General features: G+C 34.9%; 24 protein-coding genes and 4 tRNA genes. 25 read left to right on the plus strand and 3 right to left on the minus strand.

Going from position 1 to position 24,551, the window contains the following annotated elements:
* Nucleotides 1-134 precede the first annotated feature (134 nt).
* Nucleotides 135-875: a hypothetical protein gene (locus ACRDEC_RS07710; RefSeq protein ID WP_431497760.1), complete on the plus strand. Its 741-nt coding sequence runs from the start codon at nt 135-137 to the stop codon at nt 873-875.
* A gap of 6 nt (nt 876-881) precedes the next feature.
* A complete protein-coding gene (gene lipB / locus ACRDEC_RS07715; protein WP_431497761.1) occupies nt 882-1,580 on the plus strand; it encodes a lipoyl(octanoyl) transferase LipB in 699 nt (232 codons plus the stop codon).
* Nucleotides 1,581-1,609: 29 nt separating this feature from the next.
* On the opposite strand, the gene ACRDEC_RS07720 is transcribed toward lipB, so the two are convergent.
* Entirely contained in the window at nt 1,610-2,209 is a 600-nt protein-coding gene (locus tag ACRDEC_RS07720) for a ribonuclease HII (RefSeq protein WP_431497762.1), read from the minus strand.
* A 200-nt stretch (nt 2,210-2,409) separates the two neighbouring features.
* Between ACRDEC_RS07720 and ACRDEC_RS07725 the strand changes: the two genes are divergently transcribed.
* From ACRDEC_RS07725 to ACRDEC_RS07740, 4 genes are all read left to right on the plus strand, one after another.
* Complete coding sequence (locus ACRDEC_RS07725; protein ID WP_431497763.1) at nt 2,410-5,463, plus strand: SusC/RagA family TonB-linked outer membrane protein; 3,054 nt, start codon at nt 2,410-2,412, stop codon at nt 5,461-5,463.
* Between the two features lie 26 nt (nt 5,464-5,489).
* On the plus strand, nt 5,490-6,983 hold the full coding sequence (locus tag ACRDEC_RS07730; RefSeq protein WP_431497764.1) for a RagB/SusD family nutrient uptake outer membrane protein: 1,494 nt from the start codon (nt 5,490-5,492) through the stop codon (nt 6,981-6,983).
* Between the two features lie 109 nt (nt 6,984-7,092).
* Nucleotides 7,093-9,006, plus strand: coding sequence for a putative porin (locus ACRDEC_RS07735; protein WP_431497765.1), 1,914 nt, complete (start codon nt 7,093-7,095; stop codon nt 9,004-9,006).
* Between the two features lie 165 nt (nt 9,007-9,171).
* The gene (locus tag ACRDEC_RS07740; RefSeq protein WP_431497766.1) at nt 9,172-10,533 is read left to right on the plus strand and encodes a pyridoxal-phosphate dependent enzyme; all 1,362 of its coding nucleotides are present in this window, start codon (nt 9,172-9,174) and stop codon (nt 10,531-10,533) included.
* Nucleotides 10,534-10,614: 81 nt separating this feature from the next.
* Here ACRDEC_RS07740 and ACRDEC_RS07745 read toward each other — a convergent pair whose 3' ends face one another.
* The gene (locus tag ACRDEC_RS07745) at nt 10,615-12,294 is read right to left on the minus strand and encodes a GLPGLI family protein (RefSeq protein ID WP_431497767.1); all 1,680 of its coding nucleotides are present in this window, start codon (nt 12,292-12,294) and stop codon (nt 10,615-10,617) included.
* A gap of 189 nt (nt 12,295-12,483) precedes the next feature.
* On the opposite strand from ACRDEC_RS07745, the gene ACRDEC_RS07750 reads away from it, so the two are divergent.
* The 4 genes from ACRDEC_RS07750 to ACRDEC_RS07765 are packed head-to-tail and all read left to right on the plus strand — an operon-like array spanning nt 12,484 to nt 16,129.
* On the plus strand, nt 12,484-13,770 hold the full coding sequence (locus tag ACRDEC_RS07750; RefSeq protein ID WP_431497768.1) for a DUF2851 family protein: 1,287 nt from the start codon (nt 12,484-12,486) through the stop codon (nt 13,768-13,770).
* Nucleotides 13,771-13,811: 41 nt separating this feature from the next.
* Nucleotides 13,812-14,039, plus strand: coding sequence for a PspC domain-containing protein (locus tag ACRDEC_RS07755; RefSeq protein WP_135527301.1), 228 nt, complete (start codon nt 13,812-13,814; stop codon nt 14,037-14,039).
* Between the two features lie 9 nt (nt 14,040-14,048).
* Complete coding sequence (locus tag ACRDEC_RS07760; RefSeq protein WP_431497769.1) at nt 14,049-14,930, plus strand: ComEA family DNA-binding protein; 882 nt, start codon at nt 14,049-14,051, stop codon at nt 14,928-14,930.
* 29 nt (nt 14,931-14,959) lie between these two features.
* Nucleotides 14,960-16,129, plus strand: a complete 1,170-nt coding sequence (locus ACRDEC_RS07765) for an acyl-CoA dehydrogenase family protein (RefSeq protein ID WP_431497770.1) — start codon at nt 14,960-14,962, stop codon at nt 16,127-16,129.
* Nucleotides 16,130-16,196: 67 nt separating this feature from the next.
* On the opposite strand, the gene ACRDEC_RS07770 is transcribed toward ACRDEC_RS07765, so the two are convergent.
* Nucleotides 16,197-16,865 carry a flavodoxin reductase gene (locus tag ACRDEC_RS07770; protein ID WP_431497771.1) on the minus strand — a complete coding sequence of 223 codons (669 nt, stop codon included), beginning with the start codon at nt 16,863-16,865 and terminating at the stop codon, nt 16,197-16,199.
* A gap of 189 nt (nt 16,866-17,054) precedes the next feature.
* Here ACRDEC_RS07770 and ACRDEC_RS07775 point away from each other — a divergent pair, with 189 nt between their 5' ends.
* From ACRDEC_RS07775 to rplL, 15 genes are all read left to right on the plus strand, one after another.
* The gene (locus tag ACRDEC_RS07775; RefSeq protein WP_431497772.1) at nt 17,055-17,966 is read left to right on the plus strand and encodes a hypothetical protein; all 912 of its coding nucleotides are present in this window, start codon (nt 17,055-17,057) and stop codon (nt 17,964-17,966) included.
* A 77-nt stretch (nt 17,967-18,043) separates the two neighbouring features.
* A complete protein-coding gene (rpsU, locus tag ACRDEC_RS07780; RefSeq protein WP_129433177.1) occupies nt 18,044-18,238 on the plus strand; it encodes a 30S ribosomal protein S21 in 195 nt (64 codons plus the stop codon).
* A 69-nt stretch (nt 18,239-18,307) separates the two neighbouring features.
* Nucleotides 18,308-19,204 carry a tyrosine-type recombinase/integrase gene (locus tag ACRDEC_RS07785; protein WP_431497773.1) on the plus strand — a complete coding sequence of 299 codons (897 nt, stop codon included), beginning with the start codon at nt 18,308-18,310 and terminating at the stop codon, nt 19,202-19,204.
* 32 nt (nt 19,205-19,236) lie between these two features.
* Nucleotides 19,237-19,539, plus strand: coding sequence for a ribosome hibernation-promoting factor, HPF/YfiA family (gene hpf / locus ACRDEC_RS07790; RefSeq protein ID WP_431497774.1), 303 nt, complete (start codon nt 19,237-19,239; stop codon nt 19,537-19,539).
* Between the two features lie 88 nt (nt 19,540-19,627).
* Nucleotides 19,628-19,701: transfer RNA gene (locus tag ACRDEC_RS07795), tRNA-Thr, on the plus strand.
* Nucleotides 19,702-19,734: 33 nt separating this feature from the next.
* Nucleotides 19,735-19,815, plus strand: a tRNA-Tyr gene (locus ACRDEC_RS07800).
* Between the two features lie 169 nt (nt 19,816-19,984).
* Nucleotides 19,985-20,056, plus strand: a tRNA-Thr gene (locus ACRDEC_RS07805).
* A 54-nt stretch (nt 20,057-20,110) separates the two neighbouring features.
* On the plus strand, nt 20,111-21,298 hold the full coding sequence (gene tuf / locus ACRDEC_RS07810) for an elongation factor Tu (protein ID WP_431497775.1): 1,188 nt from the start codon (nt 20,111-20,113) through the stop codon (nt 21,296-21,298).
* Between the two features lie 57 nt (nt 21,299-21,355).
* Nucleotides 21,356-21,426 (plus strand) — tRNA-Trp (locus ACRDEC_RS07815).
* Nucleotides 21,427-21,441: 15 nt separating this feature from the next.
* Nucleotides 21,442-21,639 (plus strand): preprotein translocase subunit SecE, encoded by a 198-nt coding sequence (secE, locus tag ACRDEC_RS07820; RefSeq protein ID WP_431497776.1) that lies wholly within the window; start codon nt 21,442-21,444, stop codon nt 21,637-21,639.
* 9 nt (nt 21,640-21,648) lie between these two features.
* Nucleotides 21,649-22,200 (plus strand): transcription termination/antitermination protein NusG, encoded by a 552-nt coding sequence (nusG, locus tag ACRDEC_RS07825; RefSeq protein WP_431497777.1) that lies wholly within the window; start codon nt 21,649-21,651, stop codon nt 22,198-22,200.
* Nucleotides 22,201-22,261: 61 nt separating this feature from the next.
* Nucleotides 22,262-22,702, plus strand: coding sequence for a 50S ribosomal protein L11 (rplK, locus tag ACRDEC_RS07830; RefSeq protein WP_135527290.1), 441 nt, complete (start codon nt 22,262-22,264; stop codon nt 22,700-22,702).
* 9 nt (nt 22,703-22,711) lie between these two features.
* Complete coding sequence (gene rplA, locus ACRDEC_RS07835) at nt 22,712-23,401, plus strand: 50S ribosomal protein L1 (protein WP_431497778.1); 690 nt, start codon at nt 22,712-22,714, stop codon at nt 23,399-23,401.
* Between the two features lie 22 nt (nt 23,402-23,423).
* Nucleotides 23,424-23,924, plus strand: coding sequence for a 50S ribosomal protein L10 (rplJ, locus tag ACRDEC_RS07840; protein ID WP_431497779.1), 501 nt, complete (start codon nt 23,424-23,426; stop codon nt 23,922-23,924).
* A gap of 54 nt (nt 23,925-23,978) precedes the next feature.
* The gene (gene rplL / locus ACRDEC_RS07845; protein WP_431497780.1) at nt 23,979-24,350 is read left to right on the plus strand and encodes a 50S ribosomal protein L7/L12; all 372 of its coding nucleotides are present in this window, start codon (nt 23,979-23,981) and stop codon (nt 24,348-24,350) included.
* Nucleotides 24,351-24,551: the final 201 nt, after the last annotated feature.

Here is a 24,551-nt window from a genome sequence, read left to right on the forward strand (position 1 = left end):
GAAAGTTACAAAGTTTTTGGAGCGAATGTTTCGGGAATTGTCAGAAATTTTTTCCTGCTTTTCACTGTACAAGGTGTGGCAGTAATCAGGGCTGTTTGGCAAACTTTTTGTACTTTTGAGGAAAATTAAATAAAATGAAAAAAGTATTATTTCTATTATTTTCAATAATAAGCTTAACCAGCTGCACCTTTACAGAAGATATTTATATCAATCCCGACGGTTCCGGGAAATATACTTTAGATATGGATGGTTCCAGTATGATGGCTATGATTCCGAAAGACTCGGTTCGTAATGAGAAGAGCATTGACTCAGTTTTTTCATTCAGAGAACTGTTTGCAGCCAAAAAAGACAGTATTTCCAAACTTCCGAAAGAAGAACAAGAAAAGTTGAAAAAACTTGAAAAATTCAATATGAGAATGAAAATGGATTTGAAAGCCCAACAATTTTTATTTTCAATGAATACTGATTTCAAGAATGTAACAGAATTACAGGATGCGATGTCAAATATGAATGCTTTCCAAAACGTGGGTAAGAATAAAATGCAAGGGAATCCTATGGCTCCTTCGGGAGGATTTGGAGGTAATAATTCTATTCTGAAATACTCTTATAATGGCAAAAAATTCATTCGTAAAGCCATTATTGATAAAAATGCCATCAAGAAAGTTGAAAACGATTCTATGGCTGAAAGTTATAAGATGATTTATGCTTCTTCCAAATATGTAATCAAATACCATTTTCCAAAACCGGTAAAAAGTATATCCAATAGCACTGCATTGTTTTCTGAGGACAGAAAAACGGTAACTGTCGAATATCCGTTTAACGAATATATGGACAACCCAGAGAAGTTGAATTTTGAAATTGAATTTACAAAATAAATTGAAATGAACAAAAAAGTCCAACTTCAAGATTTAGGAAATAAGGATTACAAAGCAACTTGGGATTTTCAGGAAGAACTTTTTGCGGAAATCGTAGAAGCTAAAATTAAAAACAGAAGAGAAGAGCGGGAGGATGAGACTCCAAACTATTTTCTTTATGTTGAGCACCCGCATGTGTATACTTTAGGAAAAAGCGGAGATATGTCTAATCTGCTGCTTTCGGAAAAACAATTGGAAGCCAAAGGAGCTACTTTTTATAAAATAAACAGAGGTGGTGATATTACGTATCACGGGCCGGGACAAATTGTAGGTTATCCGATTATTGATTTGGAAAATTTTTTCACAGACATCCACAAATATTTACGTTTTCTGGAAGAAGCCATTATTCTCACTTTAGCAGAATATGGTATAATAGGAACAAGGAGTGAAGGAGAAACCGGAGTTTGGCTTGGTGTTGGAACTCCGTTTGCCAGAAAAATTTGCGCTATGGGAGTTCGTGCTTCACGATGGGTTACCATGCATGGTTTTGCACTTAATGTAAATGCAGATCTGGGTTATTTTGATAATATCATTCCTTGTGGGATTAAGGGAAAAGCGGTGACTTCAATGCACGTTGAGCTTGAAAAAGAAGTTGATGAACAGGAGGTAAAGCGAAAAATAATAAAGCATTTTTCTGACTTATTTGAAGCGGAAATGATAGATTAAAAAAAGAGGTTCGTTATGAACCTCTTTTTTTATAATTCCAATTTAAGTTGTTCAGGCAGTAGTCTGAATGACATTCTGTGGTATTTTGTTGTGCCATATTTAGCAATAGCTTCCCTGTGTTCTTTTGTTGGATAACCTTTGTTCTGTTTCCAGTTGTACATGGGAAATTCTTCGTGGATTCTGTTCATGTATTCGTCTCGATAAGTTTTTGCTAAAACAGAGGCTGCAGCAATGCTCATATATTTCGAATCTCCTTTAACAATAGTAGTATGCGGGATAGTATTGACAGGTTTGAAGCGATTTCCGTCAACGATAATATATAAAGGAGTAGGTTTTAACTTACAAATGCTTTCCTGCATCGCTTTTATAGATGCATTAAGAATGTTTATTTCATCAATTATTAGCGGTTCAAGATGGGTTACCGCAAATGAAATGGCACACTCTTCAATTATGGGTTTTATGATTTCCCGATTCTTTTCTGACAACTGTTTTGAATCGTTTAATAATAGAGATTCGAAGCCTTCCGGTAGAATTACAGCCGCTGCTGTTACAGGTCCCGCAAGACATCCACGGCCGGCTTCATCAGTTCCGGCTTCTAAAAGATAACCGGAATAATTACTCTTTAGCATTAATTAAATTTTGATAAAAATATAAATTTTGACGCAACCTTTTATTGTATTTGCCATCTTTTTGTTGTGTGACTAAGATTTTTATAAATTTTGCTCCAAAAACTTTAACTTAAATAAAAAGGGAATAATAAGAGGTATTATTTTGTTATTTAAGAAATTATTAAGAAGTTTGCGGAATAACTAACTCAAATAAAATTAATATGAGATCAAAGTTCAAATGGATTTTTACGCTTTTACTGGCGTTTACAATGCAGTTTTCTTTCGCTCAGGAGAAAACGATTACAGGGGTGGTAACTGATGCCTCCGGGCCACTACCAGGAGTAAATGTTGTGGTTAAAGGGACACAACGTGGAGTGCAGACTAATTTTGATGGAAGCTATTCTATCAAAGCTAAAGAAGGTGAAACCTTAGTTTATTCATTTTTAGGAATGAATGAAACAACTAGAGTAGTAGGTGCAACGACAGTTATTTCTGTTAAATTGCAGGATAATACTCAAATTCTTGAAACAGTTGTTGTTGAAGGGTATAGAAATACAACTAAATCAACTACTACAGTTGCTCAGACAACAATCAAAGCTAAAACTATCGAAAACAGACCTAATGCTTCTTTCGTACAGACGTTACAAGGACAAGTTGCTGGTTTGAACATTTCTTCAGGATCAGGACAGCCTGGTGCAAAAAGTACTGTAATTATTCGTGGTTTAGGTTCTTTGAATGGAAATAGTGATCCGTTGTATGTGATTGACGGAATGCCTACAAATGGAGATAACTTCAGAAGTATTAACCCAAGTGATATCGAATCTGCAACTGTATTGAAAGATGCATCAGCAACAGCAGTTTATGGTAACAGAGGAGCTAATGGTGTTATCGTAGTTAAAACCAAAAGAGGTGGAACTAGTGGTGATAAAGTAAAATTCAGATATTCAGGTACTACAGGTTTGGTTCAATTGCAAAAATCAAAATATGACTATGCTAACTCTAGACAGAATCTTGATTTAGAATTGGAAATGTTTGGTGCGGTGAATTTTAGCCCTGTAACAGGTTTAGATTATACTGACGCTGTTAATACAGATTGGAATGATTATTTCTTCGAAACTGCTCATACATCTGATCATCAGTTTAGTGTGGAAACTCAAGGAAAAAATGTAAGTTCATATACATCTTTAAGCTACCTTGATCAAAGAGGGGTTTTAAAATCTACGGGTTTAAAAAGATTTACTTTCCGTAATAACTTAAATGGAAAATCAAGCGACGACAAATTCAATTATTCTACTGGTGTGTCGATCGGTTTTTCTAAAAACAATGAAGCGACTAACTTAGGAACTGGAGCAATCAATCAAAATTATGTGATTGGAGCAATGCAAAGTTTACCTTACTTGAGCCCTTCAGAATATACTGGTTCTCAAGATTTATTTGATATGTATCAGGCTAATGGAACATTATTGTATACTCCATTATTCTTAATTGATAAGTTGAAAACGTTTACTAATGATACAAATGAAACACGTATCATCGGTACTACTGAATTCAGTTATAAATTGTTTAAAGATCTTACGGCTAGAACCAGAACATCTGGGGAGCTTAACATCCAAAGATTAGTGCAATCTCAGCACCCAATCTCTTTCAACTCGTTTTTATTCTTAGATCCTGCTGCTCAATTCAATGGATTTGAAGATATCAACAACAGAAGAGAGTTTTATTTTAACCACTTATGGCAGTTAGATTACAAGAAAGTTATTGCTGAGAAACATACAGTTAACTTATTGTTGAACTCTGAGTATAACTTCCAACAGTTAAATGCAAACAATGTTAGACAAAGAGGTTTGGATCCAAGAACATTTGTACCTGGAGCTGGAACTGGATATTTGGCTGACGTACCTGCTCATGATTTCTACGGACCACAAGCTACTGCTTCAAAATTGAAAAATAATTTAATATCGTATTTTGGTATTTTAGATTATGATTTTGACGGTAAATACGGTGTGACTGGTTCTTATAGATTTGATGGTTCTTCTAAATTTGGTCCACAAAGACAATGGGGAGAATTTTGGTCTGTAGGTGGACGTTGGAATGTTACTAGCGAGTCATTTATGAAAAACCAATCATTATTTCAATTGTTGAAAGTAAGAGGTTCTTATGGTGAAACTGGAAATCAAAGAATTGTTGACGGATCAGTTTTTGCTGGAAACATTCCTCCAGGATTTGTTGATAACTATGTGACTTCTGCAACTGCTGGAAATACTTACAATGGTCAATCAGTACTTGTACCTAACTTCGGATACCAAGATTTACATTGGGAAGTTACAAAACAATCTAATATTGGTTTGGATTTCGAATTATACAAAAGCAGAGTTAGAGGAAATGTAGATTTCTATAACAAAAAAACAGTTGATTTGTTTAACATTGACCCTGTTTCTCCTGTTAGTGGTACAGCGCAGCTTAATAAAAACTCTGATATAACAGTAGTTAATAAAGGAGTTGAATTAAACTTAGCTTATGATTTAGTTAAAAATGATAATTTCAAATTCACGCTTAGAGGTAACGGAGCTTACAATAAGAATAAAGTGGACGGAATTAAATTGAATGATGGTAAAATCATCAATGGAAATGTTATAACACAAAATGGTGGTCAGGTTTCAGAATTCTATACTATTCCTTACGCTGGTGTTAACCCATTAAACGGAAACTTGTTATTTGTATCTGCTAATGGAACTTTAACAGAAACTCCTAGTATTGCTACTGATAGAGTTTCTACTGGTAAATCTGAAAACCCTGTATATGTTGGTGGTTTCGGTTTTGATGCTGATTACAAAGGTTTCTTCGCATCAACCAACTTCACTTATGCACAAAAATTATACAGATTTGACTTTGATTTAGAAGGATTATACGATCCAAACTCAATTGGTCAGTTTGTTGTTTCTCCAGATTTATTAAATGCATGGACTCCTACTAATACAGATTCTAATGTACCATCGTTAAATGCAACAAATTTAGGTACTGGAACGAATGATTCAGACAGATTCTTAAAAGATGCATCTTATGTTAGATTACGTTATTTGCAAGTTGGATACAGAGTGCCTAAAAAATTCTTAGAGCATACTTTCTTGACTGATGCTTCTTTCTCTTTACAAGGAGAAAACTTAGTAACTTTCACTAAATGGAAAGGTTTTGATGCTGAAAGTGATAGAGCTGCTGATCAAGGACAATATCCAACTCCGAGAATTTATACTTTTGGTGTAGATATTAGATTTTAATTTTATAAATTAATTAAATAATTATTATGAAAAATATTGGTAAATTACTACTTCTTAGTAGTTTCTTTTTTCTTTCGTCATGTGATGACGGTTTATTAGAGCCATATATCCCGGGAGCACAAGTTGAAGAAGTAGCGGTTCAGAATTCTGCAGATTTGCAAAAGTTAATGAACAGAGCTTATACATTACTGACTCCGCTTGAAGAAATTCAGTTTTCTTCTATTTTTACTGATGAAGTTGGTATCGGTTTTGCTAACGGTGGGCAAGGTTTGACAAATAACTATGTTTTTCTTTTGAATTCAGGTTCTGCGTCTCCGGCTAATATCTGGACTGCAAACTATTTTACTTTAGCTGTTGTTAACAGGGTTATTAAATTCTCTAACAATGTTACGGCTGTTGATGCTGTTGATCAAGAGTTGATTAATAAATTGAAAGCGGAGGCTTTTACTTTAAGAGCACACTGTCATAATCAATTAATTGCTTACTTCTCAACAAATCCTAAAGATTTAAATGCATTAGGAGTTGCTTTGTCTAATGATGTTTTTCCAACGACTATTACTCCTGCGAGAGTATCAAATGGTCAGGTTTACAATTTGATTGATCAGGATTTACTAGCTGCTGAGAATTTGTATGCAACTGTAACAACTTTGCCTAAAACCAATCCTATATTTGCAAATGTTAATTTTACAAAAGCAACTAAAGCACGTTCATATGCTTTAAGAGGGGATTATCCAAATGCTTTAATCGCTGCTGACGATGTTATTAATACTTCAGGATTAACATTAGCTACTTTTGCTAATTACAAAAATGTTTTCCACACGGATAACCAACCTGCAAGTGTTGAAGTTATTTTCAAATTGAAAAAAACAACAGGTCAGACAAAAACCGGAAATATTTGGGCAAATGTTAATGCAACTATTAATGGTGCTCCATACTTTGAAGTAGGAAGATCTTTATTCAATATCATGTTGCCTAATGCACTTACTGATGTTCGTTACTCAACTAACGTTAGTCCATCTTCACTTATTGATCCAAATTATGCTACAAGTGGTTCAAATTATCCACAGACTGATAAATTGATTATCCGTAAATACCCTGGTAGAACTGATTCAGGAAACTTAGTAAATGACATGAAGATTTCGAGATTAAGTGAAATGTACTTGATCAGAGCAGAAGCTTATGTTGCTGCAAATAATTTGCCAGCTGCTGCGACTGCTGTAAAAGCGATAAGAGATGCTAGATTTAGTTCTGTACAGCTTCTTCCTGTTTATGCTGATGCTACTGCTGCTTGGAAAGACATTCTTAAGGAAAGAAGAGTTGAGTTCGCTTTTGAAGGTTACCGTTTCATCGATTTGAAAAGATTAGGAACGTTAGCTGGAGAAGGGATTTTAAGAGATCCTAAAGATTGCGAAACAAACGGCGCATGTTCTTTACAGGTTAATGATTACAGATTTGCTTTGCCAATACCAAGTGTTGAGACAAATGCTAACTCAGTTATCCAACAAAATCCTGGTTACTAATTTTTAGTACTACATATTTTAAAAGGCTGCCGTTTGGCAGCCTTTTTTTTAATACTACTTTGTATATTAGTAATTTCAAATGTGTATTTTTGCAATTGATTATTAAAACATGAAGTACTTATTTGCTTTTTATTTGTTGCTTATCCCTTTCTTTGGATTCTCCCAAGAAGTGAATCCGGTGGGCAAAGACACCATAAGAAAATCGTTAAGAGATGTGCCTAAAGAAAACCCTAAAGCGTCTATTGATAAGTATCGTATTGTAACGTTAGAAAAAGATACAACATACGTTGATACTTCCCTGACCATTCAGAAGGAGTATAAATTCAATTACCTCAGAAAAGACAATTTCGGATTACTGCCTTTTAGTAATGATGGGCAAACGTATACTACTTTAGATTTTGGTTTGAAGCAGCAAAGTGCCTATCCTGAATTCGGATTCAAGGCCAAACAGTTTGATTGTACCAAAGCAGCAGATATCAATTATTATTCAGTTGCCACACCATTAACTGAATTGTACTTTAAAACCGTTTTGGAACAAGGACAATCACTGGATGCTTTCATTACATTAAATACATCCGAAAATCTTAATTTCTCTATTGCTTATAAAGGATTGCGCTCCTTGGGGAAATATATAAATTCGTTATCGAGTACGGGTAATTTCAGATTTACGACCAGTTATTTTACTAAAAATAAACGATACGCCGCCAATTTTCATTTTGTTGCTCAGGACATTTTAAACAATGAAAACGGAGGGATAATTAATCGGGATGATTTTGAATCAGGGGATTCCCAGTTTACAGAAAGAGCACGACTGGATGTTTATTTTGAAGATGCGAGCTCACTTCTAAAAGGGAAGCGCTATTTTATTGATCACGCTTTTAGAATCAACAAAAATGACAATTCCAACAACGTCTCATTGAACCACCAATTCAGTTACGAAACCAAGTTTTTCGAGTTTAAGAAAAAAGAAGAAACGGACCATTTTGGTGATGCGTATCTCATTTCAGACTACCGTGATCTGACCAAAAACAATATAATGTATAATAAGTTGGGCGCTACATTTTCCAACTCGTTAATTGGGAATTTTAATTTTTTTATTGAAGATTTTCAATACAATTATTTTTATGACAAATATGTTGTCTCCAATAATCAGGTTGCAATCCCTAATGCAAATAACAATAAACTCAACGCAATAGGCGGAAAGTATTTTTATACTAAAAACAAGATTAACGGATCTGCAGTGTTTTCAACCTCCATTTCAAAACAGGCTTTTTCCACTTTAGATATTTCGGCTAAGTATACACTCAATGAAAAGAATTATTTTTCGGCACAATACCTTAATTTGAGTAAAATTCCGGATTTGAATTATACGTTGTATCAAAGTGATTTTATAGGTTACAATTGGAAGAATAATTTCAATAACGAGAAGATAAACACCCTTAAGTTAAAGGCGAATACGCAGTGGTTATCGGCTGAAGCGCAATTAAGTACACTTGACGATTATTTGTATTTCAGTGATGATGATGTTTCGGATACCATTATTATTTCAACACCAAAACAGTACGATAAAACCATTAATTATCTTTCGGTAAAAGTCGGAAAGGAATTCAGGTTCCGAAAATTTGCCCTCGATAACACCATTTTGTATCAGGAAGTTTCTCAGGAAGATGCGATTTTAAATGTACCGAAAATTGTGGCCAGAAATACCTTGTATTACACGGATTATTTCTTTAAGAAGGCATTGTATCTGCAAACAGGGTTTACATTTCAATACTTTTCAAAATACAGTGCAAACAACTACAATCCTTTAATTGGGGAGTTTTATGTTCAAAACACGGATAAGATAGGCGATTTTCCTATGATTGACTTCTTTGTCAACGCCCGTGTGCGCCAAACGAGGATTTTTCTCAAGGCAGAACATTTTAATTCCGGTTTTACAGGCCGCAATTACTATTCCGCACCGGACTATCCGTATAAAGATTTTGTGATTCGATTTGGTCTGGTCTGGAATTTCTTTCAATAAAATAATTAGGGCGTGACCCTTCATGCTTCCGGGTCGGGCTGTTCGCGCTACGCGGTAGCTTGCTTCCATCCCTCACGCAATTCAATTACAAATCAAATAGCAATATTCAAATTCTATTTTTACCTTTGCAGGTGAAAACTGTATACAGTAAACTTATAATTCAAAATGAAATACGCAAAAAACATATTAGAAACTATCGGGAACACTCCTTTAGTAAAATTAAATAAAGTCACTGCTGAAGTTGACGCTCTGGTTTTGGCTAAAGTTGAAACTTTCAATCCTGGTAATTCCGTAAAAGACAGAATGGCTGTAAAAATGATTGAAGATGCAGAGGCAGACGGACGTCTTAAACCGGGCGGAACTATCATTGAAGGAACTTCAGGAAACACTGGTATGGGATTAGCCCTTTGCGCCATTGTAAAAGGGTACAAATTAATCTGTGTGATTTCAGATAAACAATCAAAAGAAAAATGCGATATACTTCGTGCAGTAGGAGCAAAAGTGGTAGTTTGCCCTACTGATGTTGAACCAACTGACCCACGTTCCTATTATTCGGTTTCTAAGCGTTTGGCTGAAGAAACACCAAATTCTTGGTATGTTAACCAATATGACAATCCGAGTAATGCCATTGCCCATTATGAGCAAACCGGCCCTGAAATTTGGGAACAAACTGATGGCAAAATCACTCATTTTGTAGTGGGTGTAGGAACTGGCGGAACGATTTCGGGTGTGGCCAAATACCTGAAAGAGAAAAACCCAAACATTAAAATCTGGGGAATAGATACTTATGGTTCCGTGTTCAAGAAATACCACGAGACAGGTATTTTCGACGAAAATGAAATCTATACTTACATCACAGAAGGAATTGGAGAAGATATTCTTCCTAAAAACGTTGACTTCTCCTTAATTGACGGATTTACCAAAGTAACCGATAAAGATGCGGCGGTTTATACCCGTAAAATTGCTTTAGAAGAAGGGATTTTCGTAGGAAATTCAGCTGGAGCTGCTATAAAAGGATTGATTCAGTTAAAAGACCATTTCAAACCTGAAGATGTGGTTGTGGTTTTATTTCACGATTCGGGCAGCCGTTATGTAGGTAAAATGTTTAATGACGATTGGATGCGCGAACGCGGTTTCCTTGAAGAAATCATTACAAAAGCAGAAGACTTAATTAAAGAACATATTAATAAGCCATTAATTACTGTTCGTACCGAAGAATTGGTTTCACATGCGATTGAAAGAATGCGTAAATATAAAATTTCACAAATTCCGGTAGTTGATGTTAACGGTTTTGTAGGTTCAGTAGACGAATCGGATTTATTCCAAAGTTATATCAGCGATAAAAACGTAGCCGATAAGCCTATTCGCGAAGTAATGGGTGCTGCTTTCCCGATTGTAAAATTAGGAGCTCCAGTTGATGAAGTATCTAAATTGATCAACAAAGAAAACCAAGCTGTTTTGGTTGATTTAGGCAATGGGAAACACCACATTATTACAAAACACGATATTATCAATTCGATAAAATAAATACGTTTTAATTCAGTATAAAATCACGGGTTTTCCAGTTTTATAGGAGTACCCGTGATTTTTTTATAGTTAAAACCCCTCTTAACTCCCAATCAGACATCCTGAAACATTCCACGCACTGAAACTGGTTCCTTCAACGGCTCCTTGTGGGATTTTAATCTGCATGGTGTGTTTGCCCGCCGGAAGATTTCCTAAATCGATAAAAACAGGATTTGTTACTGTTCCGGGACACCAGTTCGAACGACTGTAATCCGATGATGATAAACCGTTGCCGAAATTCCCTGATGCCGGATTACTCAATCGATAAGAACCGCAATCAGTTCTCCATGGGGTAAAAGCGAAAGTTACTTTGCCGTCAATTAGAATGGTATTCTTTTTTGGTAAATATTCATCACCATTCTCCCAACCGCCATGTCCGGTTGACGTGTAACGTAATTGAACATTCTTTAAGCCTTCCGGAACCTCAAAGGTTACTTCCAGACCTTTTTCTCTATCAAACATCGTAGCATATTCCTGTCCTGCCATTTCCATTACGTTGTTTGTATTGAAAAGCGGTAATAGCCATGCGCTTTTAGGTTTGTTGTCTTCTTCTGAATGTATGGAAATATTCAGACTCGCTTTGTGACCGCCTTTATCATAATTGCCAATATTCATTCCAATCCAGACTTCCTGATTATTTAGATAAGGAAGCATTTCGGAAATGTCCTGACGATAATATACGCTATCTTGCCAGACTTTATTCTTCAATTGAATGGTATTGTACTGTTTTACTCCAAAAGGGGTGAAAAAACGCATTAATTCTAAAAGAGGCACATAATTTTCAGTTCTGACAACACCTTGGTATTTTTTACCATTTCCATTTTCATAAACAGGCAATAGTGTAACTCCTTTTTGCAGGCCGTCAAGATATGAAATGGATTTATCCTTTGGAATCAGAAAAACAGAGCCTGTTCTGTCATAAGCATCACCATTGGATTGTTCAGTTACATCTACAAAAATCTGGCTGCCTTTTTTTATTTCAGGGAATTTTATTTTTCTGACAATTATGGTCCCGTTTGCAAAACGCAAGATACTGTCATTTGATTTGGATGCATCCGAGAAATTAATAACTTCTTTTTTGAATACTTCAATGTTGGTAAAACGACTTTTCCAAAGTAAATCACGGTAGGTTAATTGGTCTACTTTTTTAGGTAATGGATTGGGAATTGTTAAAATTGACGGAATCGTGTTTGATAATTCTACTTTGGAAGCTACTACTTGATAGTTTCCGTTGCGGACCATTTCGAGTACCAGACCGAGATTTTGCCCCAAAACTGTTGGAGCTCCTTTTAAATTAAATTGGTTGGTGTACCACAATTCAATCGTATTGGAATTAATTACAGTTTTTGCTTTTTTGCAGGTATAGCCGAGAATCTTTTTTGTTTCGCTACTCAGTTCGAATTTTTGTTTGGGTAAAGCCAGACTGTCTACAGTTACAATAGATTTACTATTTCCAAATTGTGCCAATTGGAAAAAAGAGTTGGATTGAAAACTAGTAAAAACCTGTTCAATTGGAAAGTCAGCTTTGTTATTAATAATTTTATCAGAAGTAACCAGGCAGTTCTTGTTGGAAGTAAAAAGTAGGACAGGATCTTGGTTTTCTATAACGGTCCCGTTGGAACTTTTAATGTAGGTTATTTTGATTGATTTTGGGCTTTTTTGTGCCTGAGCAGTAAATACAATGCAGAAAGTTAGAAGTACTGATAAGTAACTGTTTTTCATATAATAAGTAGGTTGTTGGTTTCGCAAATATAAGGATTTGCCTATAGGATTCTCTGGTTTTGGAATTTACAATAAAGGAATTTAATGTAATTATTTATTTCAAATCCTACTGCTGTTGTTTTTAGTGTGTTATTTTTTAGTATTTTAGTGATTCAATTATACGCCATTATTAATTTTTATTTACACGCCATGAAAGAAGATTTCCTTCACTACGTTTGGTTATACAAAAAATTTAATTTTTCTCCTCTTAATTCTTCGGAATTAAAAACTGCACAAGGAGAATCACTTCAGATTCATCATACAGGAAATTACCTTCAGCAATCGGGACCGGATTTTTTTAATGCACAAGTAAGCATTGAAAACCAGAAATGGGCCGGCAATATCGAAATCCATAGTAAATCTTCCGATTGGTATGTTCACCATCATGAATTCGATTCCGGTTATGACAATGTCATTCTTCATGTGGTTTGGGAAAAGGATAGTGCTGTCTTTAGAAAAGATAATTCTGAAATTCCGGTCTTGGAACTCAAAAACTACGTTTCACAGGATTTGATTTGCCAATATCAAAAGCTGAAAACTTCAAAATCATGGATTTTCTGTGAGAATGAGATGAAATCAATTCCCCGATTTGTTATCAAAAATTGGATGGATCGATTGTTTTTTGATCGATTGGAACGAAAATCATTACCCATTGAAAGTTTGCTTTCTGAAAGTCATAATGATTGGGAAGCAGTATTTTTTTGTTTTCTTTCCAAGAATTTCGGATTGAACACTAATGGAGAATCTTTTTTTAAAATAGCCCAGTCAATTCCCTTTTCGGCTCTTAGAAATGAAGCCTTTGAAATTGAAAATATTGAAGCGTTGTTCTTTGGTAGGGCCAATTTGCTTGATTCTCATAAAGAAGACGGGTATTATAAGGAGCTGCAAAGCCGTTGGAAATATTTGCAGCATAAATATCTTTTAGATTTAGCTGATATTGAACCGCTTCAGTTTTTCCAGCACAGACCGGATAATTTTCCTACCGTCCGATTGTCGCAATTAGCCAATTTATACCATCTGCATCAAAATTTATTTTCTAAAATAATTCGGACTAGGAGCATTAACGGATTATACGATATTTTCTCAGTTTCCGTAAGTTCTTATTGGCGGACGCATTATCAATTTGATAAGCAAAGTCTGGAAAAAATAAAATCATTGTCAAAATCATTTGTAGACTTACTGATAATAAATACCATTGTCCCGTTTCAATTCGCGTATGATAAAAGCAGAGGTAAGGAATCGGCAGATGACATTATTTTTTTGCTTGAGCAGGTTTCGGCTGAGAAAAATACCATAACGGCAATGTTTGGCAATATTGGCATTCATGCTGAAAATGCTTTCGAATCACAAGCGTTGCTGCAACTTAAAAAGGAATATTGCACAAAGAGCAAATGCCTGCAATGTTCCATAGGATTAGAATTATTAAAAAACAATTAATTTCGTAATTTTACGGGCAACTGAAATTCAAATTCACAAACATGAGATTTGTTATAAAATTAAAATACCTATTCGAGAAACAAGGTTTTCATATTGCTTCCCGTTTGGCTGAAAAGCTGGGAATGAGGGCAAACAATGTGCGTTTGTTTTTTATTTATATTTCATTTGTAACAGCTGGTTTGTGGTTTGGAGTGTATTTGACACTCGGGTTTTTAATTAAATTAAAAGATCTGGTACGTGCCAAAAGGAGCTCGGTGTTCGATTTATAAACACCCAATATGAATCTTAAAGAGTACTTTGAATTCAACAAAGAACAACGAGTAGGTCTGGCCACTTTGGTCGGTTTGATAATTTTTTTGCAACTGCTTTATTTTTTTGTCGATTTTACTTCTGAAAAAACAATTTCCAAGGAAGGAAAAGAATGGCTTTCAATGCAAGTTGGAATCGATTCAATGAAATTAGCAGAAAAAGAAAATACGTATAAAATGTATCCGTTCAATCCCAATTTTATTACGGATTTCAAAGGTTACAAACTCGGAATGAAAGTAGTTGAAATAGATAGACTGCTGGCTTTCCGAAAAACAAATAAATATGTGAATTCTGCTCAGGAATTCCAGCAGGTAACTAAAATTTCAGATTCTTTGCTGGCGGTTATTTCTCCCTATTTTAAATTTCCGGATTGGGTTAAAAATAAAAAGCAGGGATTTTCTTCAGATGAAAAACCGGATTTTAAAAGGTTTGATAAAAAAGAAAAAATCATTGCCATCGATATTAATCGAGCAACCAAAGAAGATCTGGTTAAGATTTATGGAATTGGAGACGGTCTTTCAGACAGGATTCTAAAGTTTAAAGAGTCTTTAAGCGGAATTGTCAGCATGGAACAAATGAATGATGTTTGGGGATTATCTCCGGAAGTTATTGCAGAATTGAACAAACATTTTAAAATAATCAATTCCATTACGGTAAATAAGATTGATGTTAATAATGCTTCGGTCAAAGAACTGGCCAAGTTTCCTTATTTCAGATATGCTTTGGCCAAAGAAATTGTAACCTACAGAAGCATGAACGGCAGTATTAAGTCAGCTGAGGATTTAATAAAAATAAAGAGTTTTCCAGTTGAAAAAGTTAAAATTATTGCCTTATATTTGGACTTTAAATAAAATAACGCAGAAATAATACAATAGTTATAATGAATTCAATATATTTTACAGAAGAACATCAATTATTTAGAGAAAGTTTACGAGATTTTTTGCAAAAAGAAGTTGTACCTCATATTGAAAAATGGGAGAAAACTGGAGCTATAGAGCGGTTTATATGGAAAAAATTTGGTGAAATGGGTTTCTTTGGATTGAAGTATCCTGAAGTATATGGAGGTTTGAATCTGGATTTATTTTACACGGTTATTTTTTTAGAAGAACTGCAAAAAATTAAATCATCCGGTTTTGCTGCTGCTATGTGGGCACATTCTTATTTAGCAATGACCCATTTAAATGCAGAAGGGGATGAGCGAATTAAACATGACTATTTAGCCCCAAGTATTTCAGGGGATAAAATAGGGGCATTGTGTATTACAGAGCCTTTTGGAGGTAGTGATGTTGCAGGTATGCGTACAACGGCTGTGAAAAAAGGGGATAAATATATTATTAACGGCTCTAAAACATTCATTACAAATGGGGTTTATGGAGACTATTATGTTGTTGCCGCTAAAACGAATCCGGAACTTGGAAATAAAGGGATAACGATGTTTTTGGTAGACAGTAATCTTAAAGGTGTGTCTGCTACAAAACTTGATAAATTAGGATGGAGAGCTTCTGATACTGCGGAAATTGCATTTGATAATGTAGAAATTCCTGCTGAAAATTTAATGGGTGAAGAAGGAAAAGGATTTCCGTATATCATGCAGCATTTTGCATTAGAGCGATTGATAATGGCTATAAATGCTCACGCAAGAGCCGAGTATGCGATTGAATATACTATAGGGTATATGTCAGAACGTGAAGCCTTTGGAAAAACGATTGATAAATTTCAGGCATTAAGGCACACTATTGTAGAGCATGCAACTGATGTAGAGCATTGTAAGGTGTTTAATTACGCTGCAGTAGCACGATTGGACAAAGGAGAGTATGTTGTAAAAGAAGCTACTATGGCTAAATTGAAGTCTACAAAAGTGGCTGATGAGACAATTTACAGTTGTTTGCAGATGTTAGGAGGTTATGGTTATATGGAGGAATATCCATTAGCACGTTTGTTTAGAGATAGCCGATTAGGGCCTATTGGAGGAGGAACTTCCGAAATTCTTAAAGAGATTTTATCAAAAATGATTATTGATAAACAAAATTATGAGCCAGCTGTAAAGTAATAGTCAGCGTTAGTTGGAAAAATAAAGAACAAAAAGGGTCAAATTACAATTATAGTTTGGCTCTTTTTTATTCCTCAATCACTAAAGCGTCTGGGGAAACACCTAACTCTAATAAATATTTAGTGATGCTGTTTACAAAATCAGTTGGACCACACACGTAAAAATGCTGGCTAAAATCGGCAATATATTCGATCAGAAAATTGCGGTCAATCCGTTTTCCAACATATCCAATCACATTTTCCCGGGTAAATACTTTGAGGTAGTCGTTTTTTAGCATTTTGTGTAATTCTGCATCCATAATCACATCGTCTGAAGTTTTATTAGTGTAGATTAATTTATTGCCTGATAATTTGTTTTTTTTGTACAAATCCCTAAAAATGGCTATAAAAGGAGTGATTCCCGCACCAGCAGCGATAAAAACACCTGGTTTTTTGTACTGGATTGCCCCGAAAACATCATGAAGGATTAATTCTGAACCAGCATTTACTTTTCCGAGCATATTCGTTACTCCTTGATGGTCACGATAAATTTTAATCATGAATTCGAGTTGCTTTTGGCTTTTTAAGCTAGTGAAAGTAAACGGACGGAGCTCTTCTTCCCAACCGGGTAAATTAATAGAAACATCAGTAGCTTGCCCAGGAATAAAATCGTAATCTTTAGGTTTTTGAACAACAAAGCATTTTACATCATAATTGATATAAAAAGAGTGTAATACTTTGACTATGTGGCTTTTCATATCCTTTTTTTTAGTTAACTTATATAAAATTAGTGAATTAGATCCTATTTGCTTTAGTGCCGTGACGCTTTATTTTCTCCAAAATGATTTAAAATTGTTTGGAAGCTTATTTTATGGAATATCTGTTTTTAAAGCAATAAGAAAAATGGATTGTCGTTAATAAGATTTATAGTAATAAATTTAATTAAAATGATAAAACAAATTTTTTGGGGTTTAAGTGCTTGTTTGGTTTTGCTTTCCTGTGATAACGATTCTCATGATAATAATATTACTTCGGACGTAGTGATTACAGGGTATAGGGTAGATAGGCAATCTGCTTTTCCGGATGCAAACGGTCCGGGAACCTATAGGCAAATAACGCTTGGGAATGTCGTTGATAATAAGCTTTTTTCTGAAAGTAAAGAAGTGATTTATAACGGAATAAGTCAAGGAGTGCATACCAAGCAGCATTATTTTTATTCCAATGGACTTTTAACCGTCAGTGACGTAAATTTTGACAAGCAAGAGTTGTTTTATGACTCTAATCAAAATCTGATAGGGTTAAAGTGGACTAGATTGAGTTCTAATAATAATGTTAGTAATGATTTTCAGCTCTATTATAGATTTTCGTACCATCCAAATAATATTGTTTTTGTTGAAAGAGTCACATTGCCATACAATGATCCTGCAGCTGTAGTGGAAAGAAGGAGTATTGTTCAGTTCGATTCCGATAACAATATAATTAAAGGTGGAAGAGATAATAATCTGGATGGAGTGATGGAGTATGAGAATCAATTTTTTTATACGAATGGTAATTTAACTTCCATTCAAAAAAACGATGGAAGCACAGTGAATTTTGATTACTCGAATGTAATTGATAATTATATGGTCTTAAATTATAATTCGTATGGAAAGAAAGTATATAAATTGATGAGTTCTGAAGGATATTCCATGTTTTTTAATAGTGATTCTGGTCATTCGAAAAATCTAACAAGTCAGGAGCTGTCTGATGGGACTTATGAAGTCTTAGGTAATAATTTTTATAAGAAAAAAACGGTAACAGAGTCTTTCCCTGATAATAATGCTCATAGTACAACAACAACCGAATTCTTTTTTCAGTAATAAAAAATCATTTATAGTTTATATTCCGAAATAAAGTTATAAGTTTGCACCCGTAAATGAGAGGAGGTGTCTAGATTATGTTAATTATACCAATTAAAGACGGAGAAAATATCGACAGAGCGCTTAAGCGTTATAAACGTAAATTCGATAAAACTGGAGTTGTAAGACAACTAAGAAGTCGTCAAGCTTTTATTAAGCCATCTGTAACAAGAAGAGCTCAAGTTCAAAAAGCGGCTTACATCCAAGGATTAAGAGATAGCTTAGAAAGTTAGTAACTAATTTTCTGTAAATATAAATCGTTAGTCATAGAAGTTTTGTACTTTTATGCTAACGATTTTTTTATGCGCAATAATCAGCAAAAATTCCAGGATTATTTACTTAAGGAGAAAAACTATTCATTGCATACTGCTTTGGCGTATGGAAAGGATTTGGATTTTTTCAGCAAATTCCTTGAAGATAATTTTGATAGAATTCCGCTTGAAGAGGTTTCTTATACTCTAATAAGAAGTTGGATTGTTATTATGGTTGATGCTGAAATGAGTTCAGTATCGGTTAACCGAAAAATAGCATCTCTGAAAGCATTCTATAAATTCCTGCTCAAAACAAAACAGATTGAAGTTAATCCGCTGACCAAACACAAAGCTTTAAAGACGCCTAAGAAAATTCAAATTCCTTTTTCTGAAGAAGAACTAAATAATGTTTTGCACCACATGCATTATAAAGAAGGGTTTGAGGGATTTAGAGATAAACTGATTATCGATTTGTTTTATACCACAGGGATAAGACGTTCTGAATTGATTGGGCTTCAAATCTCAAATGTTGACGTGTCAGGGGCGACTATTAAAGTAATGGGGAAGCGGAATAAAGAAAGGTTAATTCCTTTATTACCTGTAATTGTTGAGCAAATTAAAGCGTATATATTAGAGAGGAAACAGCTTAAAGTGATAATTGATGCGAATTTTTTATTTTTAATATCTAACGGAAATAAACTCAACGAAACGTTTGTGTATCGATTAATAAATGATTACTTTAGTAATGTTTCCGAGAAAGTAAAGAAAAGTCCTCACATGCTCCGGCATACATTTGCGACACACATGCTTAATCATGGAGCCGATTTGAATTCTATCAAAGAGTTATTAGGTCATTCAAGTCTCGCGTCTACACAAGTGTACACTCATTCAAGTTTAGCTGAACTTCAAAATGTGTATCGAAACGCGCACCCAAGAAACCAAAAATAGCCCTTTAATGTTTAACCATTAATATTTAAATTATGAAGGTAAATGTTCATGCAGTTAACTTTAACGTTGACAAAAAACTAACAGATTTTATTGAGCTAAGAATTAATAAATTAGAAAAATACTTTGACAAGATAGTTTCGTCGGATATTTTCTTGAAAGTTGAAAAAACAAGTGACAAGGAAAATAAGTTTGTTGAGGCAAAATTAATTGTTCCGGGGGATGAATTTATTGTTAAAAAGCAATGCAAAACATTTGAAGAAGGGGTTGAATTAGCGTCAGAATCGCTGGAAAGATTATTGGTGAAAAGGAAAGAAAAAATTCGAGCGCATGCATAAAGATTTTTTTTATAAAAAAGTTTTGATTAATAAATAAAATACATACATTTGCAGTCCGTTAGAAATAGCGGACTTTTTTTATTGAGTCGCCGGTGTAGCTCAGCTGGCTAGAGCAGCTGATTTGTAATCAGCAGGTCGTGGGTTCGAGTCCCTCCATCGGCTCAAGCCTTAACAGGTTGAAAATAAGAAAAGTACGGGGAGATACTCAAGCGGCCAACGAGGGCAGACTGTAAATCTGCTGTGTGAACTTCGCAGGTTCGAATCCTGCTCTCCCCACAAAAGTTTCTAAATGAAGGGTTTTATAAAGTTTATTTTTATAAAAAATTAATATGGAAATTTTGATAAGGGGTCATTCTTGCAGATTGCAATTTTGGTTGTAATTCTGAAGAGTTAGAGTGATCACTTCAAAGAAATTGAAAATGAAATTTGATTTCTTTTCGTCCTTGCCGGTGTAGCTCAGGGGTAGAGTGCTTCCTTGGTAAGGAAGAGGTCTCGGGTTCAATTCCCGACATTGGCTCAATAAAGTATAATTTTGAACACTAATAATAATTAAGATTAAAAACTAAGTAAAATGGCAAAAGAAAATTTTAACCGTAACAAGCCCCACTTAAACATTGGAACTATTGGGCACGTAGATCACGGAAAAACTACTTTGACTGCAGCAATCACTAAAGTATTATCTGATGCTGGTTACTGTCAAGCAAAGTCGTTTGATCAAATCGATAACGCTCCTGAAGAAAAAGAAAGAGGTATTACTATTAATACTTCTCACGTAGAGTATGAAACAGCTAACCGTCACTACGCTCACGTTGACTGTCCAGGTCACGCGGATTACGTGAAAAACATGGTTACTGGTGCTGCTCAAATGGATGGAGCTATCCTTGTAGTTGCTGCTACAGATGGTCCAATGCCGCAAACACGTGAGCACATCCTTTTAGGTCGTCAGGTAGGTATTCCTCGTATCGTTGTATTCATGAATAAAGTGGATATGGTTGATGATGCTGAATTATTAGAGCTTGTAGAGATGGAAATCAGAGATTTATTATCTTTCTACGAGTATGATGGAGATAATGGACCGGTTATTCAAGGTTCTGCTTTAGGTGGATTGAACAACGATCCAAACTGGGTTCCTAAAATCATCGAATTAATGGAAGCTGTTGACAGCTGGATCGAAGAGCCGGTACGTGACGTTGCTAAACCATTCTTGATGCCAGTTGAAGACGTATTTACAATTACAGGTCGTGGAACTGTTGCTACAGGTCGTATCGAAACTGGAGTTGCTAATACTGGAGATGCTGTTGAAATCATCGGTATGGGAGCTGAAAAATTAACTTCTACTATTACAGGAGTTGAGATGTTCCGTAAAATCCTTGATAGAGGTGAAGCTGGAGATAACGTAGGTTTATTGTTAAGAGGTATTGATAAGGCTGATATCAAAAGAGGTATGGTTATTATTAAGCCAGGATCAGTAAAACCACACGCTAAATTCAAAGCTGAGGTTTATATCTTGAAAAAAGAAGAAGGTGGTCGTCACACGCCATTCCATAATAACTACCGTCCGCAGTTCTACGTACGTACAACTGACGTAACAGGAGTAATCATGTTGCCAACAGGAGTTGAAATGGTTATGCCTGGTGATAACTTAACTATCGATGTAACTTTATTGTCTCCAATCGCAATGAGTGTTGGTTTACGTTTCGCTATCCGTGAAGGTGGTAGAACTGTAGGTGCTGGACAGGTTACTGAAATTACTGAATAAGTATATTTTGAATATATAAAACCAGTATCGTTATTTAATGGTACTGGTTTTTAACAAACGGGCGTAGTTCAAGGGTAGAATAGCGGTCTCCAAAACCGTTGATGGGGGTTCGAATCCCTCCGCCCGTGCAAAAACAAATTATAATGAATAAAGTTACTAATTACATATCAGAAGCTTTTGAAGAGTTAAAATCAAATGTAACTTGGCCTACATGGGAAGAAGTGCAAAAACTAACTATAGTTGTTGCTGTTTTTTCTGTAATATTTGCACTAGCCACATGGGGTGTTGATGTATTGTTCGCAAAAGCTATCGGAGGTTTTTTTAATTGGATAAAATCTTAATAATTTACCATGGCAGAGAGTAGTGTGAAAAAATGGTATGTTGTAAGAGCTGTTAGCGGTCAGGAAAATAAAGTTAAGGCTTATATCGAAACCGAAATCAATAGATTAGGGATGGCTGATTATATTTCTCAGGTATTAGTGCCTACTGAAAAGGTAGTTACGGTAAGAGAAGGTAAAAAAATCAGTAAGGATAAAGTTTATTTTCCAGGTTATGTTATGATTGAAGCAAACCTAACAGGTGAAATTCCTCATATTATCAAATCTATTACCGGAGTTATTGGGTTTTTAGGTGAAGTAAAAGGTGGGGATCCTGTGCCTTTGCGTATGTCTGAAGTGAACAGAATGCTAGGAAAAGTTGATGAGCTTGCTGTAACTGTAGATCACGGTTCTATTCCTTTTACATTAGGTGAAACGGTAAAAGTAACCGATGGTCCTTTCAATGGTTTCAATGGAACTGTAGAGAAAATTAATGAAGAAAAGCGTAAACTTGAAGTAATGGTGAAAATTTTCGGAAGAAAAACTCCATTAGAATTGAGTTTTATGCAGGTTGAAAAAGTATAATTTTTGTTACATATATAAACCGCATTAATCGCTTCCAATGATTAATGTAAAATTTTAAAAAATGGCTAAAGAAGTTAGTAAAGTAGTTAAACTACAAGTAAAGGGAGGTGCAGCGAACCCGTCGCCACCGGTTGGACCTGCTTTGGGAGCTGCTGGGGTTAACATCATGGAGTTCTGTAAGCAATTTAATGCTAGAACTCAAGATAAACCTGGCAAAGTGTTACCAGTTCAAATCACTGTGTACAAAGACAAATCTTTTGATTTTGTTGTAAAAACTCCACCAGCTGCAATTCAATTATTGGATGCTGCAAAATTAAAGTCAGGATCAGGAGAGCCTAATCGTAAAAAAGTAGCTAGCGTTACTTGGGATCAGATTAAAGCTATCGCTGAAGATAAAATGGCTGATTTAAATGCATTCACTATGGAAGCTGCAATGAGCATGATCGCAGGAACGGCTAGATCTATGGGTATAACTGTAACTGGAGATTCTCCTCTAAAATAAGAGATAGATATGGCAAAATTGACAAAAAAACAAAAAGACGCTGCTTCAAAAATTGAAAAGAATAAATTATATTCTTTAAAAGATGCATCTGCATTAATCAAAGAAATAGCTTCTGCAAAATTTGATGAGTCTGTTGACATCGCTGTTAAACTAGGAGTTGATCCAAGAAAAGCGAATCAAATGGTTAGAGGTGTGGTTGCATTACCACACGGAACAGGTAAAAACATGAGAGTATTGGCGTTAGTAACTCCAGACAAAGAGGCTGAAGCTAAAGCTGCAGGTGCTGATCATGTTGGTTTAGATGATTATTTACAAAAAATTAAAGACGGTTGGACAGATGTTGACGTTATCGTTACTATGCCGGCTGTTATGGGTAAATTAGGTCCATTAGGTCGTATTTTAGGACCTAGAGGTTTAATGCCAAACCCTAAAACTGGAACTGTAACAATGGAAATTGGTAAAGCAGTAACAGAAATTAAAGCGGGTAAAATCGACTTTAAAGTAGATAAAACTGGTATCGTTCACGCAGGAATTGGAAAAGTATCTTTTGATGCTGCTAAAATTACTGAAAATGCGCACGAAATCATTCAAACATTAATCAAATTGAAACCAACTGCTGCGAAAGGAACTTATATTAAGTCTATTCACTTGTCTAGTACAATGAGTCCAGCTATTGCTTTAGATCCTAAAGCCGTATAATTGGTAGTTAATAATTTTTAATATGACAAGAGAAGAAAAATCAATCGCTATTGGAGATTTAACTGCACAGTTAGCTGGTACAAATATTATTTATGTAGCAGATATTTCTGGACTAAATGCAGAAACTACTTCAAACTTAAGAAGAGCTTGCTTTAAAGCAGGTATCAAATTAGAAGTTGTAAAAAACACCTTGCTTGCAAAAGCAATGGAAGCATCTGATAATGACTATGGCGATTTGCCATCAACATTAAAAGGTAATACTTCTATTTTTATTGCAGATGTTGCTAACGCTCCTGCAAAAATTATCAAAGAATTCCGTAAAAAATCTGACAAACCAGTTTTAAAAGGAGCTTTCATCAACCAAGAAATCTACATTGGAGATAACTTGCTTGATTCGTTAGTGAACCTTAAATCAAGAGACGAGGTTATCGGAGAAATCATCGGATTACTTCAATCTCCTGCTAAGAGAGTACTTTCTGCATTGTTAAACAACGCAGAATCTAAAGGCGAAGCAGCAGAATAACTAAGCGCACAATAAATTATAATAAATTACAAATCATTTTAAAAGATAGAAAAAATGGCAGATTTGAAACAATTCGCAGAACAATTAGTTAACTTAACAGTTAAAGAAGTTAACGATTTAGCTACAATATTAAAAGACGAGTATGGTATCGAGCCAGCTGCTGCAGCTGTAGTAGTTGCTGCTGGTGGTGGAGATGCTGGTGCTGCTGAGGAGCAAACAGAATTCACTGTAGTATTGAAAGATGCTGGTGCTTCTAAATTAGCAGTAGTTAAAGCTGTTAAAGAATTAACAGGTTTAGGTCTTAAAGAAGCAAAAGATTTAGTTGATTCAGCACCTGCTAATGTAAAAGAAGGTGTTTCTAAAGATGAGGCTGAAGGTCTTAAAAAATCTTTAGAAGAGGCTGGAGCTGCTGTAGAGCTTAAATAAGCTAACATAGTTTAGAATACAGGTTTAGGCCTTGGGTGTAATACTCAAGGGCCTAAACCATTTTTCGTATAATAAAATTTTCATATTTTTTTTAATTATATGAATACGAAAAATGTTTTTTTAATCAATACGAAGAAAGAGAATACAATTTTTAAAGAAATTTATTTTTAAAGATGTATTGATTGTAAAAAGAAAGTATTA

Source organism: Flavobacterium sp. (genome assembly GCF_050696275.1).
Lineage (GTDB): Bacteria > Bacteroidota > Bacteroidia > Flavobacteriales > Flavobacteriaceae > Flavobacterium.